The following is a 13884-nucleotide window of genomic DNA, read 5'->3' on the forward strand; positions in this document are numbered from 1 at the left end:
CCGCGAGTGCCGTCGGCATGATCGGTGCGGAATGCGCATTCTGAAATCGATCATCTCGGAAAGGTTGCTGACGGGATGACGCCTGGATATCTGCCGGATTTTCCTGCCATCATGCTTTCATGACGACCCTGCGTTGGTATCTCGTAGGTGGTTCCGCGGTGATCACCGCTGTCGCATTCGGTGTGACCGTCACGATGAACGGTCTTTCGGGTCTGGAGTCGCTGAGCTGGATCGCGGGAATCCTCGCGCTGGAGGTGGCCGTCATCGCCCTGGCGACGACATGGCCCGCGCCGCGCAGGCACCCGGCCCCCACGCCGCGCGGGCGGACGGCCGCCGCGGGCTCGCGCGGCCCCCACGGGGTGGCGGATGCGGAGCAATCCACCGATCGGCCGCCGACGCCGAAGTATCACACCGTGGTAACGGATTCCCGCAACGTTCAGATCGGTGAGGGAAACACCATGAACATCGAGGATCCGGGCGACGGCGCGAGGGGAGGCCGCTCGCCCGGCGGTCGGTGAAACGGCGGCACGGAATCGGCGGTGAAATCATGCGAGATGAAGAGCGGATAAAGGCCACCATTGAGCGAATCGTCGGGGATGCCTATTCCGATGAGGATCTCAGACTCCTCAGATCACTGGTCCGCCGGCGGGGCGGCGCGAACGCCGTGCAGTTGGGCAAGTACAGCATCCGCCTCGATAACGGGAGAAATATTCATATCGGCGACCGCGTCTATCGCGGAGCCGACGCCGAGGCGATCCGTGACGTTCTGCAGGACCTCGCGGACGACATGGGGGAAGACGTCCCGCGTGGCTCGCTCCGCAGCTTCGGTGGTTTCATCGTGGCCCTGGGGACGCTCGTGTCCATCGTCGGGCTCGCCGTCTTCGCCGCCAACTTCCTGTCGGTGTGGGGTGACGGCCTGGCGGGAAGCGGCCCCCGTCGCCCGTCGTCCGCGACGGTCGAGAATCTGGTCCTGGGGTTCGGGACCGCCTTCGCGGGAGGGCTCATCACCGCGTTCGGGAACCTCGTCAGAGGGCTCGAACGCCGTCGGGGGCGCTGACCGGGTGGAGCGGGGCTTCCCGGGGAACCCGGCGGCGGGCTCGGGCCGCCGCGGAAAAGCCGCCGGACGCCGGCGGAGCCGCCGCGGAAAAGCCGCCGGGCGCCGGCCGAGCCTGCCGGGATGCGGTTCCCGGCGGGGACGGCATCTGCCGGCACGTGACGTCCCCGGACCCGTGCCCGGGTCGGCTGTCCCCGGACCCGTGCCCGGGTCGGCCGTCCCCGGCGACGAGCCGTTCAGGAGACATGGTCGGGGTCTACGGCGTGGAGTACTGGCGGGCCGGTGTGGCGAGCCGGAAGCCGTTGTGGTCGCGGACGACGCCGCCGGACGCCTCACCGATGGCCAGGGCGAGCCGCTCGGCCTGCTCGACCACCGCCGGGGTGATCGGGCCGCGCGCCACCGAGACCTCGTAGTCCATCTCCCCGTCCGCACCGCCGCAGAAAGCGATCTCCAGGGGGCTCCAGCCGGCGGACAGCAGGGTGATGTCGAATCCCGGGAGCTTCCTGGGGCGGGCACCGGGCAGCAGACCGGTCAGCCGTTCCAGGGGCAGCGCGCGGCCGGTGACGGCGAACAGGTCGGGGGAGCGCTCGGCGCGGCGGGGGCGGTACAGGCCGCCGAGCCGCTCGGCCAGGCCGGCCACGACGGCGGCGGGGTCGATCTCGGCCTCGGGGTCCGGCGCGTCGGCCACGTACGCGACCGGCCAGCCGACGGGGAGCCGCGCGAGGAGCGCCAGCTCCCGGCAGACGTGGTAGGGGCCGCGCAGCCGCATCCGGTCGTCGATCCTGATCGCCCTGCCCTGCGGCGCCGCCTGGGGGCTGTGCAGCCGCACCGTCTCCAGCACGGTCCGAGGGGTGACGGAGGACGGCAGCAGAAGGGTGGGGCCACGCCGGAGCCGTTTGGCGAGCAGAAAATCGAACACTCCCATGACGCCGGAGTCTCCCAGTACCCACTTGCAGGCCACTGGTGTCCGACCGGGGACCGGCTCCGCGGCGCTTGCGGCGGGCTTGCGTCGCAGGCAGGCGCCCCGGAGAGGAAGGGCGCCGCCGATTCATCCTCTCCCGCACCGGTCGTCATCCTCCGGTACTAAGATCCGCCTTCACGCAACCGGGAGCAAAGGGAGAAACGATGAGTGCTCAGAAGGCCGGGCAGGCCGCCCAGCGGGACAAGGGCGGCGGCCGGCGGCTGCTGGTGAGAGGGCTCCTGTTGTCGGTCGCCGCGGTGGTGGTGCTCGGTCTCGTCCTGAGCGGCTGCTCTCGGGTGAGCACCCAGCCCGACGAGGTGGTCCTGCACTACGCGGGCGGCACCTTCGAGGCCATCAAGTTCGAGAAGTGCATCAACCCCTCCAGCGGCGCCACGCTTCTCGGCCCCGGCGACACGGGATACTCCTACCCCTTCGGTCAGCGGACCTTCGACTTCTCCGGGGCGGACGACGCGGAGTCCAAGCCGCTGTCCGTGGTGAGCAAGGACAACGTGGAGATGACCGTCTCCGGGGTGGCCACCTTCACGCTGAACACCGACTGCAAGACGTTGCAGCAGTTCCACGAGAAGATCGGGCTGAAGTTCCGCGCCTACTTCGAGGACGGCGAGTCCTCCGACGGCTGGCGCCGCATGCTCAACATCTACATGCGGGTCCCGCTGGACCGCGCGTTGGACGCCGCCTCCCAGGAGTTCGAGTGGCGGGGGCTGTTCAACGACCCGAAGGTCAAGCAGGCGTGGGAGACCAGGGTCGGCACCCTGGCCAGGGAGTTCATCAAGGAGACGGCCGGGGCCGAATACTTCTGCAGCCAGAACTACGCCGGCGGTGGGGAGTGCGGCGACATCTCGCTGACCATCCAGAAGCCCGAGCCGCCGGATTCCCTGGTGGACGCCCTGGCCGCCGAGCAGGCCGCCAAGGCCGAGAACGTCGCCCAGGCCCAGCGCAACGCCAAGGTCCGCACCGAGATCGAGTCCATCAGGGACCTGGTCAAGGTTCTCGGCCCGCAGGGCGCCGTGCTCTGGCAGGCCATCCAGAAGGGGCAGGTGACCGTCGTGCCCGTCCCGCAGAACGGCAACATCAACATCACCCCGCCGAACCGCTAGCCCCGCGACGCCCGGAGCTCCTGATCGATCACAAAATCTGATTTTCCGTAATATTCGAACCTTAGTGCGGTTTTTGTTGATCCACCGCTCCGGGTCGTGGCATGATCATGCCGTACCGTCAGACCCCGACCACCCTGAGTCAACGGAGGCGGCCATGGCCGAACGCACCGGATACCCCGACGGCGCACCCTGCTGGGTCGAGCTGGCCACCCCCGACGCGGCCGCCGTGTCAGGCTTCTACGCCGGCCTGTTCGGCTGGACCTGCCAGGACCAGGGTGAGGAGTTCGGCCACTACACCATGTGCTCGCTCGACGGCCGGGCCGTCGCGGCGATCTCACCGGCCCAGGGCGCGCCGCCGGCGGGGGCCCCGAGCTCGTACTGGAGCGTCTACCTCGCGACCTCCGACGTCGACGCCGGCGCGGCCACGGTGGAGGCGAACGGCGGCAAGCTGCTCGCCCCGCCCATGGACGTGCCCGGCTTCGGGCGGTTCGCCTACGCCACCGACCCCACCGGGGCCGCGTTCGGGCTCTGGCAGGCCGGGCCGTTCTCCGGCGCGCAGCTCCACGACGAGCCCGGCGCGCTGTGCTGGAGCGAGGTCACCACCACCGACGGCGCGGCCGCCGACACCTTCTACCGGGCGCTGTTCGGCTACGAGCAGGAGCAGACCGGCGACGGGGCCGCTTTCGACTACACGGTCTGGAGGATCGGCGGCACGGAGGTCTGCGGGCGCCTCCAGATGGACGAGAACTGGGCCGGCATCGCGCCCCACTGGATGGCCTACTTCGCGGTGCCCGACTGCGACGCCGCCGTCCGGCGCGTGACCGAGCTCGGCGGAGCGCTCGGCTACGGCCCGTTCGACACCCCCCACGGCCGGATGGCGGTCGTCAGCGATCCGGCCGGCGCGCACTTCACGCTGTGCCGACGGCCTGGCTAGGGCCCAGCTCGGCGCCGAAGTCCCGCGCGATCCGGCGCATGCCCTCGGCGAGCTCCCGCCGGTCGAGCGCGTCGATGCGCTCGGCCGGCCCGGAGACCGAGAGCGCGGCGACCGTCCGCGACCCGTCGCGCACGCCCACCGCCAGGCAGTGCACGCCCAGCTCCTCCTCGCCCAGGTCCATCGCGTAACCGCGCTCGCGCACCCGTTCCAGCTCGGCGAGCATCGAGGGCAGATCGGTGATCGTGTTGGCGGTCCGCCGGGGCATGCCGGTCCGTTCCACCAGCGACGCCACCTCGGCGTCCGGCCGGTCGGCCATCAGGACCTTCCCCACCGCCGTGCTGTGCGGGAGCACCCGCCTGCCCACCTCGGCGAACATCCGCAGCCGCCGTGGCGAGGGGACCTGGGCGACGTAGACGACGAAGTCACCCTCCAGCACGGCCAGGTTGGCCGTCTCGCCGGACAGCTCGACCATCTTCCTCAGGTACGGCTGCGCCCACACACCGACCATGCGCTCGGCCACACCGCCGAGCCGGACCAGAGCTCCGCCGAGGGCGTAGCGGCGGTCCGACTCCTGGCGCACGTAGCCCCGCGCGAGCAACGTGCGCAGCAGCCGGTGGATGGTCCCGTACGGCAGGCCGGTGCCCGCCGCGATCTCCGACAGGGCGGCCTCCCCGCCCCGCTCGGCCAGCGCCTCCAGCACGTCCAGCGCCCGGTCGACCGACTGCACCGCGCTCATCCGACTCCTTCTCCCGTGAACCCGCCGCGCTCGCCGTACCGCCCGCTCACGGTACCCTCGCCAGACCGCGCAAGGACGCGTCGAGGACCTGGGCGGTGTGCGCCACCGGGAGCGGCACGGCCCCCCGGCGGCGGATCGCCGCGGAGATCTGCATGGTGCAGCCGGGGTTGGCCGAGACCAGCAGGTCGGCGCCGGTGTCGAGGACCCGCTCCGCCTTGCGGTCCCCCAGGTCCCTGGCGGCCTCCGGCTCGAACAGGTTGTAGGTCCCCGCCGAGCCGCAGCAGATCGACGACTCGGCGATCTCCCTCAGCTCCAGGCCGGGGATCGCGCCGAGCAGCGCGCGGGGCTGGGAGCGGATCCGCTGCGCGTGGGCCAGGTGGCAGGCGTCGTGGTAGGCCACCGTGATCGGCAGCGGGTGCCGCTCGGCCGCCGGACCCAGCTCGACGAGGTACTCCGCCAGGTCGACGGTCCTGATCGCCCGCGCCCGGTCCGCCCATTCCCCGTCGAGGATCTCCGGGTAGTCCTTCATCGTCGACCCGCACCCCGCCGCGTTGACCACGACCGTGTCCACGCCCGCCCGCTCGAAGACGGCGATCGTGCGCTTGGCGAGCCGCACGGCCTGCTCCTCGCGGCCGGAGTGCAGCGACAGGGCCCCGCAGCAGCCCTGCGACGCCGGGATGACCACGTCGCAGCCCTCCAGCGCGAGCACCCGGGCGGTGGCCGCGTTGACCTCGGGGAAGAACTCCCCCTGCACGCACCCGGTGAGCATCCCGACCGTGGCCCTGCGCGGGCCGCGCGCGGCGACCCTGCCCGGCAGCCGCACCCGCGCCCGCACCGGGGGAGCGAGGTCGGCCATCGCGGCCAGGGACGGGCTGATCCGCTCCAGCCTCGGCGCGATCCTCCGGCGCAGCCCCGTGCCGAGCCGGAGCGGCAGCCGCAGCGCCCGCAGCCGCCGGGGGTAGGGGAACAGCTGGAACACCAGCGCCCGCAACGCCCGGTCGCCGGGCGGCCTGGTGTGCACACGCTCCACCTCGGCCCGGGTCTGCTCGATCAGCCGGTCGTAGCGCACCCCGGACGGGCAGGCCGGCACACACGCCATGCACCCCAGGCACGCGTCGAAGTGCCCGGCCATCTCCGGTGTCAGCGGCGTGCCCTCGACGTGCTGCTTCATCAGGTGGATCCTGCCTCGCGGGGAGTCCATCTCCTCGCCCCACAGCACGTACGTGGGGCACGTGGGCAGGCAGAACCCGCAGTGCACGCAGTCCTTGATCAGTTCCGGGTCCATGTCGGCTCCCTCCTGCGAGCCACGAACGGGTTCATGTCAGATCCCCCCCACGAACCGGCCGGGGGACATCCGCCTGCCGGGATCGAACCGTTCCTTGACCCGCCGCATCAGCGCCTGCGCCCCGGAAGGGCCCCAGCGGTCGACCTCGCGTACGAGCTCCGGTGGCGCGGCGAGCACCGTCAACGCGCCGCCGAGCGGCCGGAGCGCCTCGCGCACGCCCGCGACGAGATCGGCGAACGCCGCCCGGTCCACCCCGGCGGGGAGGGAGACCTGCAGCACCGCGGAGGCCACCGACCCGCGCACCCGCACCGGCAGCCCGCCGGCCGTGACCGCCCGCAGCGCCCGGTGCGCGCCCGTCGGCGGGACTCGCACTTCGAGCAGCACGTCCTCGCCGGGTGGCGCCGCCCACCAGGCCGGTGCCTCGGTGCCGATCCGTGCCGTTCCGTACTCGTCCATCAGCTTGCGCACGGTCTCCGCCCGCGCGCCGGCCGCCGCGCCCTCGACGAGGACGGCCACGGAGGGCCCGCCCCGCGGGTCGGGCCAGTCGAGCTCGATCGCGGCCGGCTCCGCCTGGGCGGCGGCCAGCTCCGTGACCAGGGCGTCCAGCCGGTCCAGCCCGTCCTGGCGCGGCGCCGCCCCCGCCGGGCTCGCCCCGCCGGTCCCGGCTCCGGCCGACCGCCCCTGCGGGGCCGGGACGCCGCCGCTCCACGGCGCGGGCAGGTCCACGCCGATCCAGCGGCGGTCGGCCGGCATCGGGTGGAGACGGAAGACGGCCTCGGTGATCACGCCGAGCGTGCCGTACGAGCCGGTGAAGAGCTTGCCCAGGTCGTAGCCCGCGACGTTCTTGACGACGGCGCCGCCGGAGTGGGCGACCGTGCCGTCGGCCAGCACGACCGTGACGCCGATCAGCAGGTCGCGGGCGGTGCCGTAGCGGAACCTGCGGGGGCCGGCGGTCGCGGTGGCGAGCGTGCCGCCGACGGTGCCCGCGCGCAGGGTGCCGTCCAGGGCGAGCTGCTGGCGGGTTCCGGCGAGCGTGGAGTTCAGGGTGCCGAGGGGGAGCCCCGCGCTCACCCGCGCCACGAGGTCGCCGGAGGAGTGCTCGACGACCAGGCCGTTGTCGAGGGTCAGGCCGCGGGTGTCGACCAGCAGGTCGCACCGCTCGGGCGGGTTCCCCCAGTCGAGCTTGGTCCCGTCGCCGGCCGGTACCACGGCGAGGTCGTGCCCGGCCGAGACGCGCATCAGCGCGGCGACCTCACCGGTGCTCCCGGGAGACGCCACCCAGCGCGGCACGACCCCGCCCACCGCGTCGCCCGGGGTCGCCTCGCGGATCCCCGCGCCCGTCGCGCGCAGCGCTTCCAGCGTGTCCATCAGAACTGCTCCGCCCGTCCCGCCTCGACCAGCGGGTGCACGCCCTTGCGCACCCCGGGCACCTCTCCGCACAGGCGCGGGGTGGGGAAGACCTTGCCCGGGTTCGACAGGCCGCGGGGGTCGAAGGCACAGCGGACGAGCTGCATGGTGTCGAGATCGTCACCGGTGAACATTCTCGGCATGTAGCGCGACTTGTCGACCCCGACGCCGTGCTCGCCGGTGATGGAGCCGCCATGCTCGATGCACAGGTCGAGGATCCGCCCGGAGACCAGCTCGGCCCGCTCGGCCGCGCCGGGCTCGGCGTCGTCGAACAGCACCAGCGGGTGCAGGTTGCCGTCGCCCGCGTGGAAGACGTTGGCCACCCGGATGCCGTACTCGTGTGAGAGCCGGTCGATGCTCGCCAGCACCCCGGGCAGCGCGGTGCGGGGGACGACCCCGTCCTGGACGATGTACGCCGGGCTGATCCGGCCCACGGCGGCGAAGGCCGACTTGCGGCCCTTCCAGATCGCCGCCCGCTGCGCCGGGTCGTCGGCGACCCGCAGCTCGAACGCGCCGGTCTCCCGGCAGATCCGCGTCACCTCGCCGAACTGGTGGGCCACCTCCTCGGCCGGGCCGTCCAGCTCCACGATGAGCACGGCACCCGCCCCTTCCGGGTAGGCGCAGGACACCGCGGCCTCGGCCGCCTCGATGGCCAGGGCGTCCATCATCTCGATCGCGGCGGGCACGATGCCGGCGCCGATGATCGCCGACACCGCCCGGCCGCCCCGCTCGACGTCCTCGAACGCCGCGAGCAGCGTCGTCACGGCCTCCGGCGTCCGGCTCAGCCGCACGGTCACCTTGGTCGCGATGCCGAGTGTGCCCTCCGAGCCGACGAACGCCCCCAGCAGGTCGTAGCCGGGGTCGTTCTCCGTCAGCTCCACGATGTCGCCGTCGGGGGTGACGATCTCCAGGCCGATCACGTGGTTGACGGTGAAACCGTACTTCAGGCAGTGTGCGCCGCCGGAGTTCTCCGCCACGTTGCCGCCGATCGTGCAGACCTGCTGGCTGGAGGGGTCGGGTGCGTAGTAGCGGCCCAGGCCGCGCACGGCCTCGGTGATCGCCAGGTTGGTGACCCCGGGCTCCACCGTGGCGCGCCGGTCGGGCAGGTCGATCGAGAGGATCCGCCGCATCTTCGCGGTCACGATCAGCACCCCGTCGGAGCGCGGCAGGGCACCGCCCGACAGGCCCGTCCCGGCGCCCCGGGCGACGAACGGCAGGCCGTGCTCGTTGCAGATCCGGACCACGGCCGCGATCTGCTCGGCGCTCTCCGGGAGCACGACGACTCCGGGGGTGACCCGGTGGTGGGTCAGCCCGTCGCATTCGTAGGTGCGCAGCCGCACGGGATCGGTGATCACCGATCGATGGCCGAGGAGCTCCTCGAACCTGCGGGCCGGCCCGTCCAGTGCCGTGGTCGACATCGTTCCTCCTCCGGCGTGCGCGGCTGCCCGGTGGCGTCTCCGCTCCCCGCCCTCCGTGGCCGCCGTGCCGCGGCGGGTGCCGGGCGACATCACCCTCGTCTTGAATTCTCGCTCAATGCGGGGGCGCCGGCGCCCCCCTCGTGCAGGGCATCCTCACCGGTCAGGCCGGGGAAACGGGATTCCCTGACCAGACGCTGGACGGAGCGGCGGTCCGAGGGCGACATCCGTGACATGCGATGCGGCGCGTGACGGATGCGCAGATGCAGCCGCCCCTTGATCATCGTGATCAGGACTCCTCTGGTCCAGCCCTCGTCCGCGGTCTTGCGCGCGTAGAACTCCCTCGTCGCCCGGTTGTCGAGCATGTCCAGCAGGACGATGTGGTGACCCCACGGGATCGGCCGCCCCGTCGGCGGAACGCCGTCGGGCCACGCGGCGGCGAAGGCCCTCATGTAGCGGAGGTTGGTCCGCGAGTAGCCGACGGCCTCGGGGAACGCGCCACGCAGGTCGGCCGAGAGCCGCGGCACCGCCATCCTGCCCCACTGGTCGTCCGGTTGCCGGTGGAGGATGAGGCGGCCGATCCGCCAGTACTGACGGATCAGTTCGACGTCGGCGGCGAGCGCCGCCCCCCGGACCCGGCTGCGGGTGATCTCACGCTTGACGGCGTCGAGCAGGGCCCCGTAGTCGCCGTCGCCGGCGCCTGTGCCATTACTGCGATCGGTCATGGACGGAAGGTAGCGACCCGGGTCGGCGTCCGCACCTGTTCCCCGTGGACCGACGGGGTGAGGAATCCCCTCCCGGGAGTGAGGATTCCTCACCGTCGGACCGCTCATGTCACGGCATACGCGCATAGGCCGGGAGAGTAAGGAACTCCGCGAAGTCGTCGTCCAGGGCGACTTCCTTGAACAGCGCGACGGCCTGGTCGTAGAGGGTCTCGTCGTAGCCGGGCTCGTCCTTGATCGCGGCGAGCTCCCCGTCGATGATCCGCTCGACCAGTTCCCTGGTGACCGCCTCGCCGGTGTCGGCGAGCTCGATGCCGTTGTGGATCCACTGCCAGACCTGCGAACGGGAGATCTCGGCGGTGGCGGCGTCCTCCATCAGGTTGTGGATGGCCACCGCGCCCAGCCCGCCCATCCAGGCGGCCAGGTAGCGCAGCGCCACGTCGACGTTGTTGCGCAGGCCCGCCTCGGTGATGTCGCCGGGGGTCTTGGAGACCGCGAGCAGGTCGGCGGCGGAGACGGAGACGTCCTCGCGCAGGCGGTGGAGCTGGTTGGGCCGGTCGCCGAGGACGCCGTCGAAGACCTCGCGGCAGATCGGGACCAGGTCGGGGTGGGCGACCCAGGAGCCGTCGAAGCCGTCGCCGGACTCGCGGGTCTTGTCGGCGCGGACCTTCTCCAGGGCCACCTTGTTGATCTCGGGGTCGCGGCGGGAGGGGATGAACGCCGCCATGCCGCCGATGGCGTGGGCGCCCCGCTTGTGGCAGGTGCGGACGAGGAGCTCGGTGTAGGCGCGCATGAACGGGGCGGTCATCGTCACCGCGTTGCGCTCGGGGAGCAGGAACTCCCGGCCCCGGGTGCGGAACTTCTTGATCACGCTGAAGAGGTAGTCCCAGCGGCCGGCGTTGAGGCCCGCGGAGTGGTCGCGGAGCTCGTAGAGGATCTCCTCCATCTCGAACGCGGCAGGGTAGGTCTCGATGAGGACGGTCGCCCGGATCGTGCCCTGCGGGATGTCGAGCAGGTCCTGGGCCCTGACGAACACGTCGTTCCAGAGGCGGGCCTCCAGGTGGGACTCGATCTTCGGCAGGTAGAAGTAGGGGCCCTTGCCCTTGGCGATCTGCCGCTGCGCCGAGTGGAAGAAGTAGAGGCCGAAGTCGACGAGGGAGCCGGACAGCGGGGCGCCGTCGAGCGTGAGGTGCTTCTCCTCCAGATGCCACCCGCGGGGACGGACCACGATGGTGGCCAGTTCGGCGTCGGGCTTGAGGGTGTAGCTCTTGCCTCCGGCGGAGAAGTCGATGGTCCGGTCGAGCGCGTCGCGCAGGTTGATCTGACCGTTGATGGTGTTCTCCCAGGTGGGAGCGTTGGCGTCCTCGAAGTCCGCCAGCCAGACCTTGGCCCCCGAGTTGAGTGCGTTGATCGTCATCTTCCGGTCCACCGGACCGGTGATCTCCACCCGGCGGTCGACCAGGCCGGGGGCGGGCGAGGCGACGTGCCACTCCGACTCGCGCACGTGCTTGGTCTCGGGCAGGAAGTCGAGGGTGCCGCCCGCCGACAGCTCGGCCTGCCGCGCCTGGCGGGCCTGGAGCAGTTCCACGCGCCGGGGACCGAACTCGCGCTGGAGGGTGGCCAGGAAGGCCAGCGCCTCCGGCGTGAGGATCTCGTCGAACCGGTCGTGCGAGGGGCCGCTGATCTCAACGCCGTCCATGAGCCCTCTTTCCATATCGTGGAAAAGCGATTCTGAATTATGGAATCGAAGCTACTTGATGGTCACTTTCCGGTCAAAGGCAGGGTCCCTCTCAGGGGAGGTTCCGGGGCTTCCCCGATGATCTGGAGGGAGGGCTCACAGGACAGTTGAGGCAGGCCCCTCGGGAGGGGCCCGCCGTGACAGGGAAGCGGACAGCTTCCCGGGAAACCGAGGATTGAGCTCATGAAGAAGAACCTGCTCGTCGCCGGAGCGCTGCTGAGCTCGGTGTTCGCCCTCTCCGGCTGCCAGTTCGGCCTGGACTTCCGCGACCAGAACCAGGACGTCGTCTCCTACGACGTCACCGACAAGGTGACCGCCCTGGAGGTCGAGAGCGGTTCGGGGGACATCGTGATCAACGAGTCGGACCGGTCGGGCATCCACGTCACCGAGACAGTCCACTGGCGCGGCAAACGCCCGGCCACCGAGCACAACGTGGACGGCGGCAGGCTCACCCTGCGCTACGCCTGCGACGACCCGAGCTGCTCGGTCGACTACAAGGTCGAGGTCCCGCGGGGCCTGACCGCCAAGCTGGACACCGGCTCGGGCACCATCACGCTGCGCGGGCTGAGCGGGAAGGTGGACGCGGTCAGCGGCTCCGGCGACGTCGACGCCGGAGACCTGCGCGCCAGGCGGTTCGTCGCCGACACCGGCTCCGGCGAGATCGAGGCGAGATTCCGGGGGACACCCGACCACGTGGAGATCGAGTCCGGATCGGGCGACGCCACGGCGTACCTGCCCAAGGGGAGCTACGACGTGACCGCCGAGACCGGTTCCGGCGACCGGACCATCGAGGTGACCGACGACCCGTCCGCGCCGCGCAAGGTCACGGTGAAGACCGGCTCCGGGAACGTCGGCGTCCTGATCGGCTGACCCGCCGCGCGGGCCCCTTCCGCCGGGAGGCCGATAACCGGATGATGGGCGGGTGGTTCGCGTGGCACCATCGGAGGGAAGAGACCCGGGGTGTTCGCGCGTTCACTCATAAGGGAAGAACGCGTTATGCACAACCATCTGAATGGAGCAACGACATAGACACTCGTGAGCCGCTGGACCTCGACCGGTTCGACGATTTCGACAACCTGCCCGACATCGGCGAGATGGAGCTGGCCGAGCGCCAGGCGCTCCGCCGGGTGGCGGGGCTCTCCACGGAGCTGGAGGACGTCACCGAGGTCGAGTACCGTCAGCTGCGACTTGAGCGGGTCGTCCTGGTCGGTGTCTGGACCTCAGGTACGGCGATCGACGCCGAGAACTCACTCCTGGAACTCAAGCTTCTCGCCGAGACCGCGGGTTCCCAGGTGCTGGAGGGTGTGATCCAGCGCAGGCAGAAGCCCGACACGGCGACCTACATCGGTTCGGGCAAGGCGCTGGAACTCGCCGACATCGTCTCCGCCACCGGTGCCGACACCGTGGTGTGCGACGGTGAGCTGAGCCCCGGCCAGCTCCGCCAGCTCGAAGAGATCGTCAAGGTCAAGGTCATTGACCGGACCATGCTGATCCTCGACATCTTCGCCCAGCACGCCAAGAGCCGCGAGGGCAAGGCGCAGGTCGAGCTCGCGCAACTCAACTACCTGCTGCCACGCCTGCGAGGCTGGGGTGGGAACCTGTCCCGTCAGGTCGGCGGACGCGCCGCGGGCGGCGTCGGCATCGGTGGCCGCGGTCCCGGTGAGACGAAGATCGAGCTGGACCGCCGCCGGATCCGCGAGCGCATGGCCAAGCTGCGCCGCCAGATCGGCGGCATGACCACCGCCCGTGAGACCAAGCGGGCGCGGCGCCTGGCGCGCGAGGTTCCCGCGGTGGCCATCGCGGGCTACACCAACGCGGGCAAGTCCTCGCTGCTCAACCGGCTGACCGGGGCCGGTGTGCTGGTCGAGGACGCGCTGTTCGCCACGCTGGACCCGACGGTCCGCAGGGCGCGCACGCCCGAGGGCCGCCTGTTCACGCTGGCCGACACCGTCGGGTTCGTCCGGCACCTGCCGCACCAGCTCGTCGAGGCCTTCCGCTCCACGCTGGAGGAGGTCGGCGACGCCGATCTGATCCTGCACGTGGTCGACGGCTCGCACCCCGACCCGGAGTCGCAGCTCGCCGCCGTGCGCGAGGTGTTCGCCGAGATCGAGGGCGCCCGCGACATCCCGGAGATCGTGGTCATCAACAAGTCCGACGCCGCCGACCCGGTGGTGCTGGCCCAGCTGACCGCACGGGAGAAGCACACCGTCGTGGTCTCGGCCCGCACCGGCGCCGGGATCGAGGAGCTCCGGGCGGCCATCGAGCGGGAACTGCCCCGTTTCGACCAGGAGGTCAGGGTGCTGGTGCCGTACCAGCGCGGTGACCTGATCTCCCGGGCGCACAAGGAGGGCGAGGTCCTCGGCGTCGAGCACACCGAGGACGGCACGATCCTGCACGCCAGGGTTCTGCCCGGTCTCTTCGCCGAGCTGGAGAAGACCGCCAAGCCGGTCGAGACCGTCTGACCGCCGTCAACGCCGGTCGGCACCGTCCGACCGGAGTGCGGCACCCCCCCCC

Annotated in this window: 13 protein-coding genes; 6 read left to right on the plus strand and 7 right to left on the minus strand. The window is 71.4% G+C overall.

What is annotated here, in order from left to right; all coding sequences use genetic code 11:
• Positions 1–119: 119 nt before the first annotated feature.
• Together ABD841_RS05960 and ABD841_RS05965 are read left to right on the plus strand one after the other, a co-directional pair.
• Positions 120–518 carry a hypothetical protein gene (locus ABD841_RS05960; RefSeq protein ID WP_344968655.1) on the plus strand — a complete coding sequence of 133 codons (399 nt, stop codon included), beginning with the start codon at positions 120–122 and terminating at the stop codon, positions 516–518.
• A gap of 29 nt (positions 519–547) precedes the next feature.
• On the plus strand, positions 548–1057 hold the full coding sequence (locus ABD841_RS05965; RefSeq protein WP_344968657.1) for a hypothetical protein: 510 nt from the start codon (positions 548–550) through the stop codon (positions 1055–1057).
• A 253-nt stretch (positions 1058–1310) separates the two neighbouring features.
• Here ABD841_RS05965 and ABD841_RS05970 read toward each other — a convergent pair whose 3' ends face one another.
• Positions 1311–1979: a hypothetical protein gene (locus ABD841_RS05970; RefSeq protein ID WP_344968659.1), complete on the minus strand. Its 669-nt coding sequence runs from the start codon at positions 1977–1979 to the stop codon at positions 1311–1313.
• A 200-nt stretch (positions 1980–2179) separates the two neighbouring features.
• Between ABD841_RS05970 and ABD841_RS05975 the strand changes: the two genes are divergently transcribed.
• Together ABD841_RS05975 and ABD841_RS05980 are read left to right on the plus strand one after the other, a co-directional pair.
• Positions 2180–3133 carry an SPFH domain-containing protein gene (locus tag ABD841_RS05975; protein WP_344968661.1) on the plus strand — a complete coding sequence of 318 codons (954 nt, stop codon included), beginning with the start codon at positions 2180–2182 and terminating at the stop codon, positions 3131–3133.
• Between the two features lie 154 nt (positions 3134–3287).
• On the plus strand, positions 3288–4067 hold the full coding sequence (locus ABD841_RS05980; RefSeq protein ID WP_344968663.1) for a VOC family protein: 780 nt from the start codon (positions 3288–3290) through the stop codon (positions 4065–4067).
• On the opposite strand, the gene ABD841_RS05985 is transcribed toward ABD841_RS05980, so the two are convergent.
• The 6 genes from ABD841_RS05985 to aceB all read right to left on the minus strand — a co-directional run bounded on the left by ABD841_RS05985 (position 4042) and on the right by aceB (position 11331).
• The gene (locus ABD841_RS05985) at positions 4042–4803 is read right to left on the minus strand and encodes an IclR family transcriptional regulator (protein WP_344968665.1); all 762 of its coding nucleotides are present in this window, start codon (positions 4801–4803) and stop codon (positions 4042–4044) included. The genes ABD841_RS05980 and ABD841_RS05985 overlap by 26 nt on opposite strands.
• Before the next feature lie 46 nt (positions 4804–4849).
• On the minus strand, positions 4850–6088 hold the full coding sequence (locus ABD841_RS05990; protein ID WP_344968667.1) for a (Fe-S)-binding protein: 1239 nt from the start codon (positions 6086–6088) through the stop codon (positions 4850–4852).
• Between the two features lie 36 nt (positions 6089–6124).
• Entirely contained in the window at positions 6125–7456 is a 1332-nt protein-coding gene (locus ABD841_RS05995; RefSeq protein ID WP_344968669.1) for an FAD-binding oxidoreductase, read from the minus strand.
• Positions 7456–8913 (minus strand): FAD-linked oxidase C-terminal domain-containing protein, encoded by a 1458-nt coding sequence (locus tag ABD841_RS06000; protein WP_344968671.1) that lies wholly within the window; start codon positions 8911–8913, stop codon positions 7456–7458. The genes ABD841_RS05995 and ABD841_RS06000 overlap by 1 nt, the downstream gene beginning before the upstream one ends.
• Positions 8914–9002: 89 nt before the next feature.
• On the minus strand, positions 9003–9635 hold the full coding sequence (locus ABD841_RS06005; protein WP_344968672.1) for a DUF1016 N-terminal domain-containing protein: 633 nt from the start codon (positions 9633–9635) through the stop codon (positions 9003–9005).
• Positions 9636–9744: 109 nt separating this feature from the next.
• Positions 9745–11331 carry a malate synthase A gene (gene aceB / locus ABD841_RS06010; RefSeq protein WP_344968674.1) on the minus strand — a complete coding sequence of 529 codons (1587 nt, stop codon included), beginning with the start codon at positions 11329–11331 and terminating at the stop codon, positions 9745–9747.
• A gap of 222 nt (positions 11332–11553) precedes the next feature.
• Here aceB and ABD841_RS06015 point away from each other — a divergent pair, with 222 nt between their 5' ends.
• Positions 11554–12240, plus strand: coding sequence for a DUF4097 family beta strand repeat-containing protein (locus ABD841_RS06015; RefSeq protein ID WP_344968676.1), 687 nt, complete (start codon positions 11554–11556; stop codon positions 12238–12240).
• 224 nt (positions 12241–12464) lie between these two features.
• Positions 12465–13832, plus strand: a complete 1368-nt coding sequence (gene hflX / locus ABD841_RS06020; RefSeq protein ID WP_344968678.1) for a GTPase HflX — start codon at positions 12465–12467, stop codon at positions 13830–13832.
• The last annotated feature ends 52 nt before the right edge of the window (positions 13833–13884 follow it).

Source organism: Streptosporangium fragile, assembly GCF_039534445.1.
GTDB classification, from domain to species: Bacteria; Actinomycetota; Actinomycetes; order Streptosporangiales; family Streptosporangiaceae; genus Streptosporangium; species Streptosporangium fragile.

What these genes read in the sequence shown, in the direction of transcription:
- hflX (WP_344968678.1), top strand. Translation starts at nt 12,465, where the DNA reads ATGGAGCTGGCCGAGCGCCAGGCGCTCCGCCGGGTGGCGGGGCTCTCC.
- ABD841_RS05960 (WP_344968655.1), top strand. Translation starts at nt 120, where the DNA reads ATGACGACCCTGCGTTGGTATCTCGTAGGTGGTTCCGCGGTGATCACC.
- aceB (WP_344968674.1), bottom strand. Translation starts at nt 11,331, where the DNA reads ATGGACGGCGTTGAGATCAGCGGCCCCTCGCACGACCGGTTCGACGAG.
- ABD841_RS05995 (WP_344968669.1), bottom strand. Translation starts at nt 7,456, where the DNA reads ATGGACACGCTGGAAGCGCTGCGCGCGACGGGCGCGGGGATCCGCGAG.
- ABD841_RS06015 (WP_344968676.1), top strand. Translation starts at nt 11,554, where the DNA reads ATGAAGAAGAACCTGCTCGTCGCCGGAGCGCTGCTGAGCTCGGTGTTC.
- ABD841_RS06005 (WP_344968672.1), bottom strand. Translation starts at nt 9,635, where the DNA reads ATGACCGATCGCAGTAATGGCACAGGCGCCGGCGACGGCGACTACGGG.
- ABD841_RS05980 (WP_344968663.1), top strand. Translation starts at nt 3,288, where the DNA reads ATGGCCGAACGCACCGGATACCCCGACGGCGCACCCTGCTGGGTCGAG.
- ABD841_RS05975 (WP_344968661.1), top strand. Translation starts at nt 2,180, where the DNA reads ATGAGTGCTCAGAAGGCCGGGCAGGCCGCCCAGCGGGACAAGGGCGGC.
- ABD841_RS05985 (WP_344968665.1), bottom strand. Translation starts at nt 4,803, where the DNA reads ATGAGCGCGGTGCAGTCGGTCGACCGGGCGCTGGACGTGCTGGAGGCG.
- ABD841_RS05990 (WP_344968667.1), bottom strand. Translation starts at nt 6,088, where the DNA reads ATGGACCCGGAACTGATCAAGGACTGCGTGCACTGCGGGTTCTGCCTG.
- ABD841_RS05970 (WP_344968659.1), bottom strand. Translation starts at nt 1,979, where the DNA reads ATGGGAGTGTTCGATTTTCTGCTCGCCAAACGGCTCCGGCGTGGCCCC.
- ABD841_RS05965 (WP_344968657.1), top strand. Translation starts at nt 548, where the DNA reads ATGCGAGATGAAGAGCGGATAAAGGCCACCATTGAGCGAATCGTCGGG.
- ABD841_RS06000 (WP_344968671.1), bottom strand. Translation starts at nt 8,913, where the DNA reads ATGTCGACCACGGCACTGGACGGGCCGGCCCGCAGGTTCGAGGAGCTC.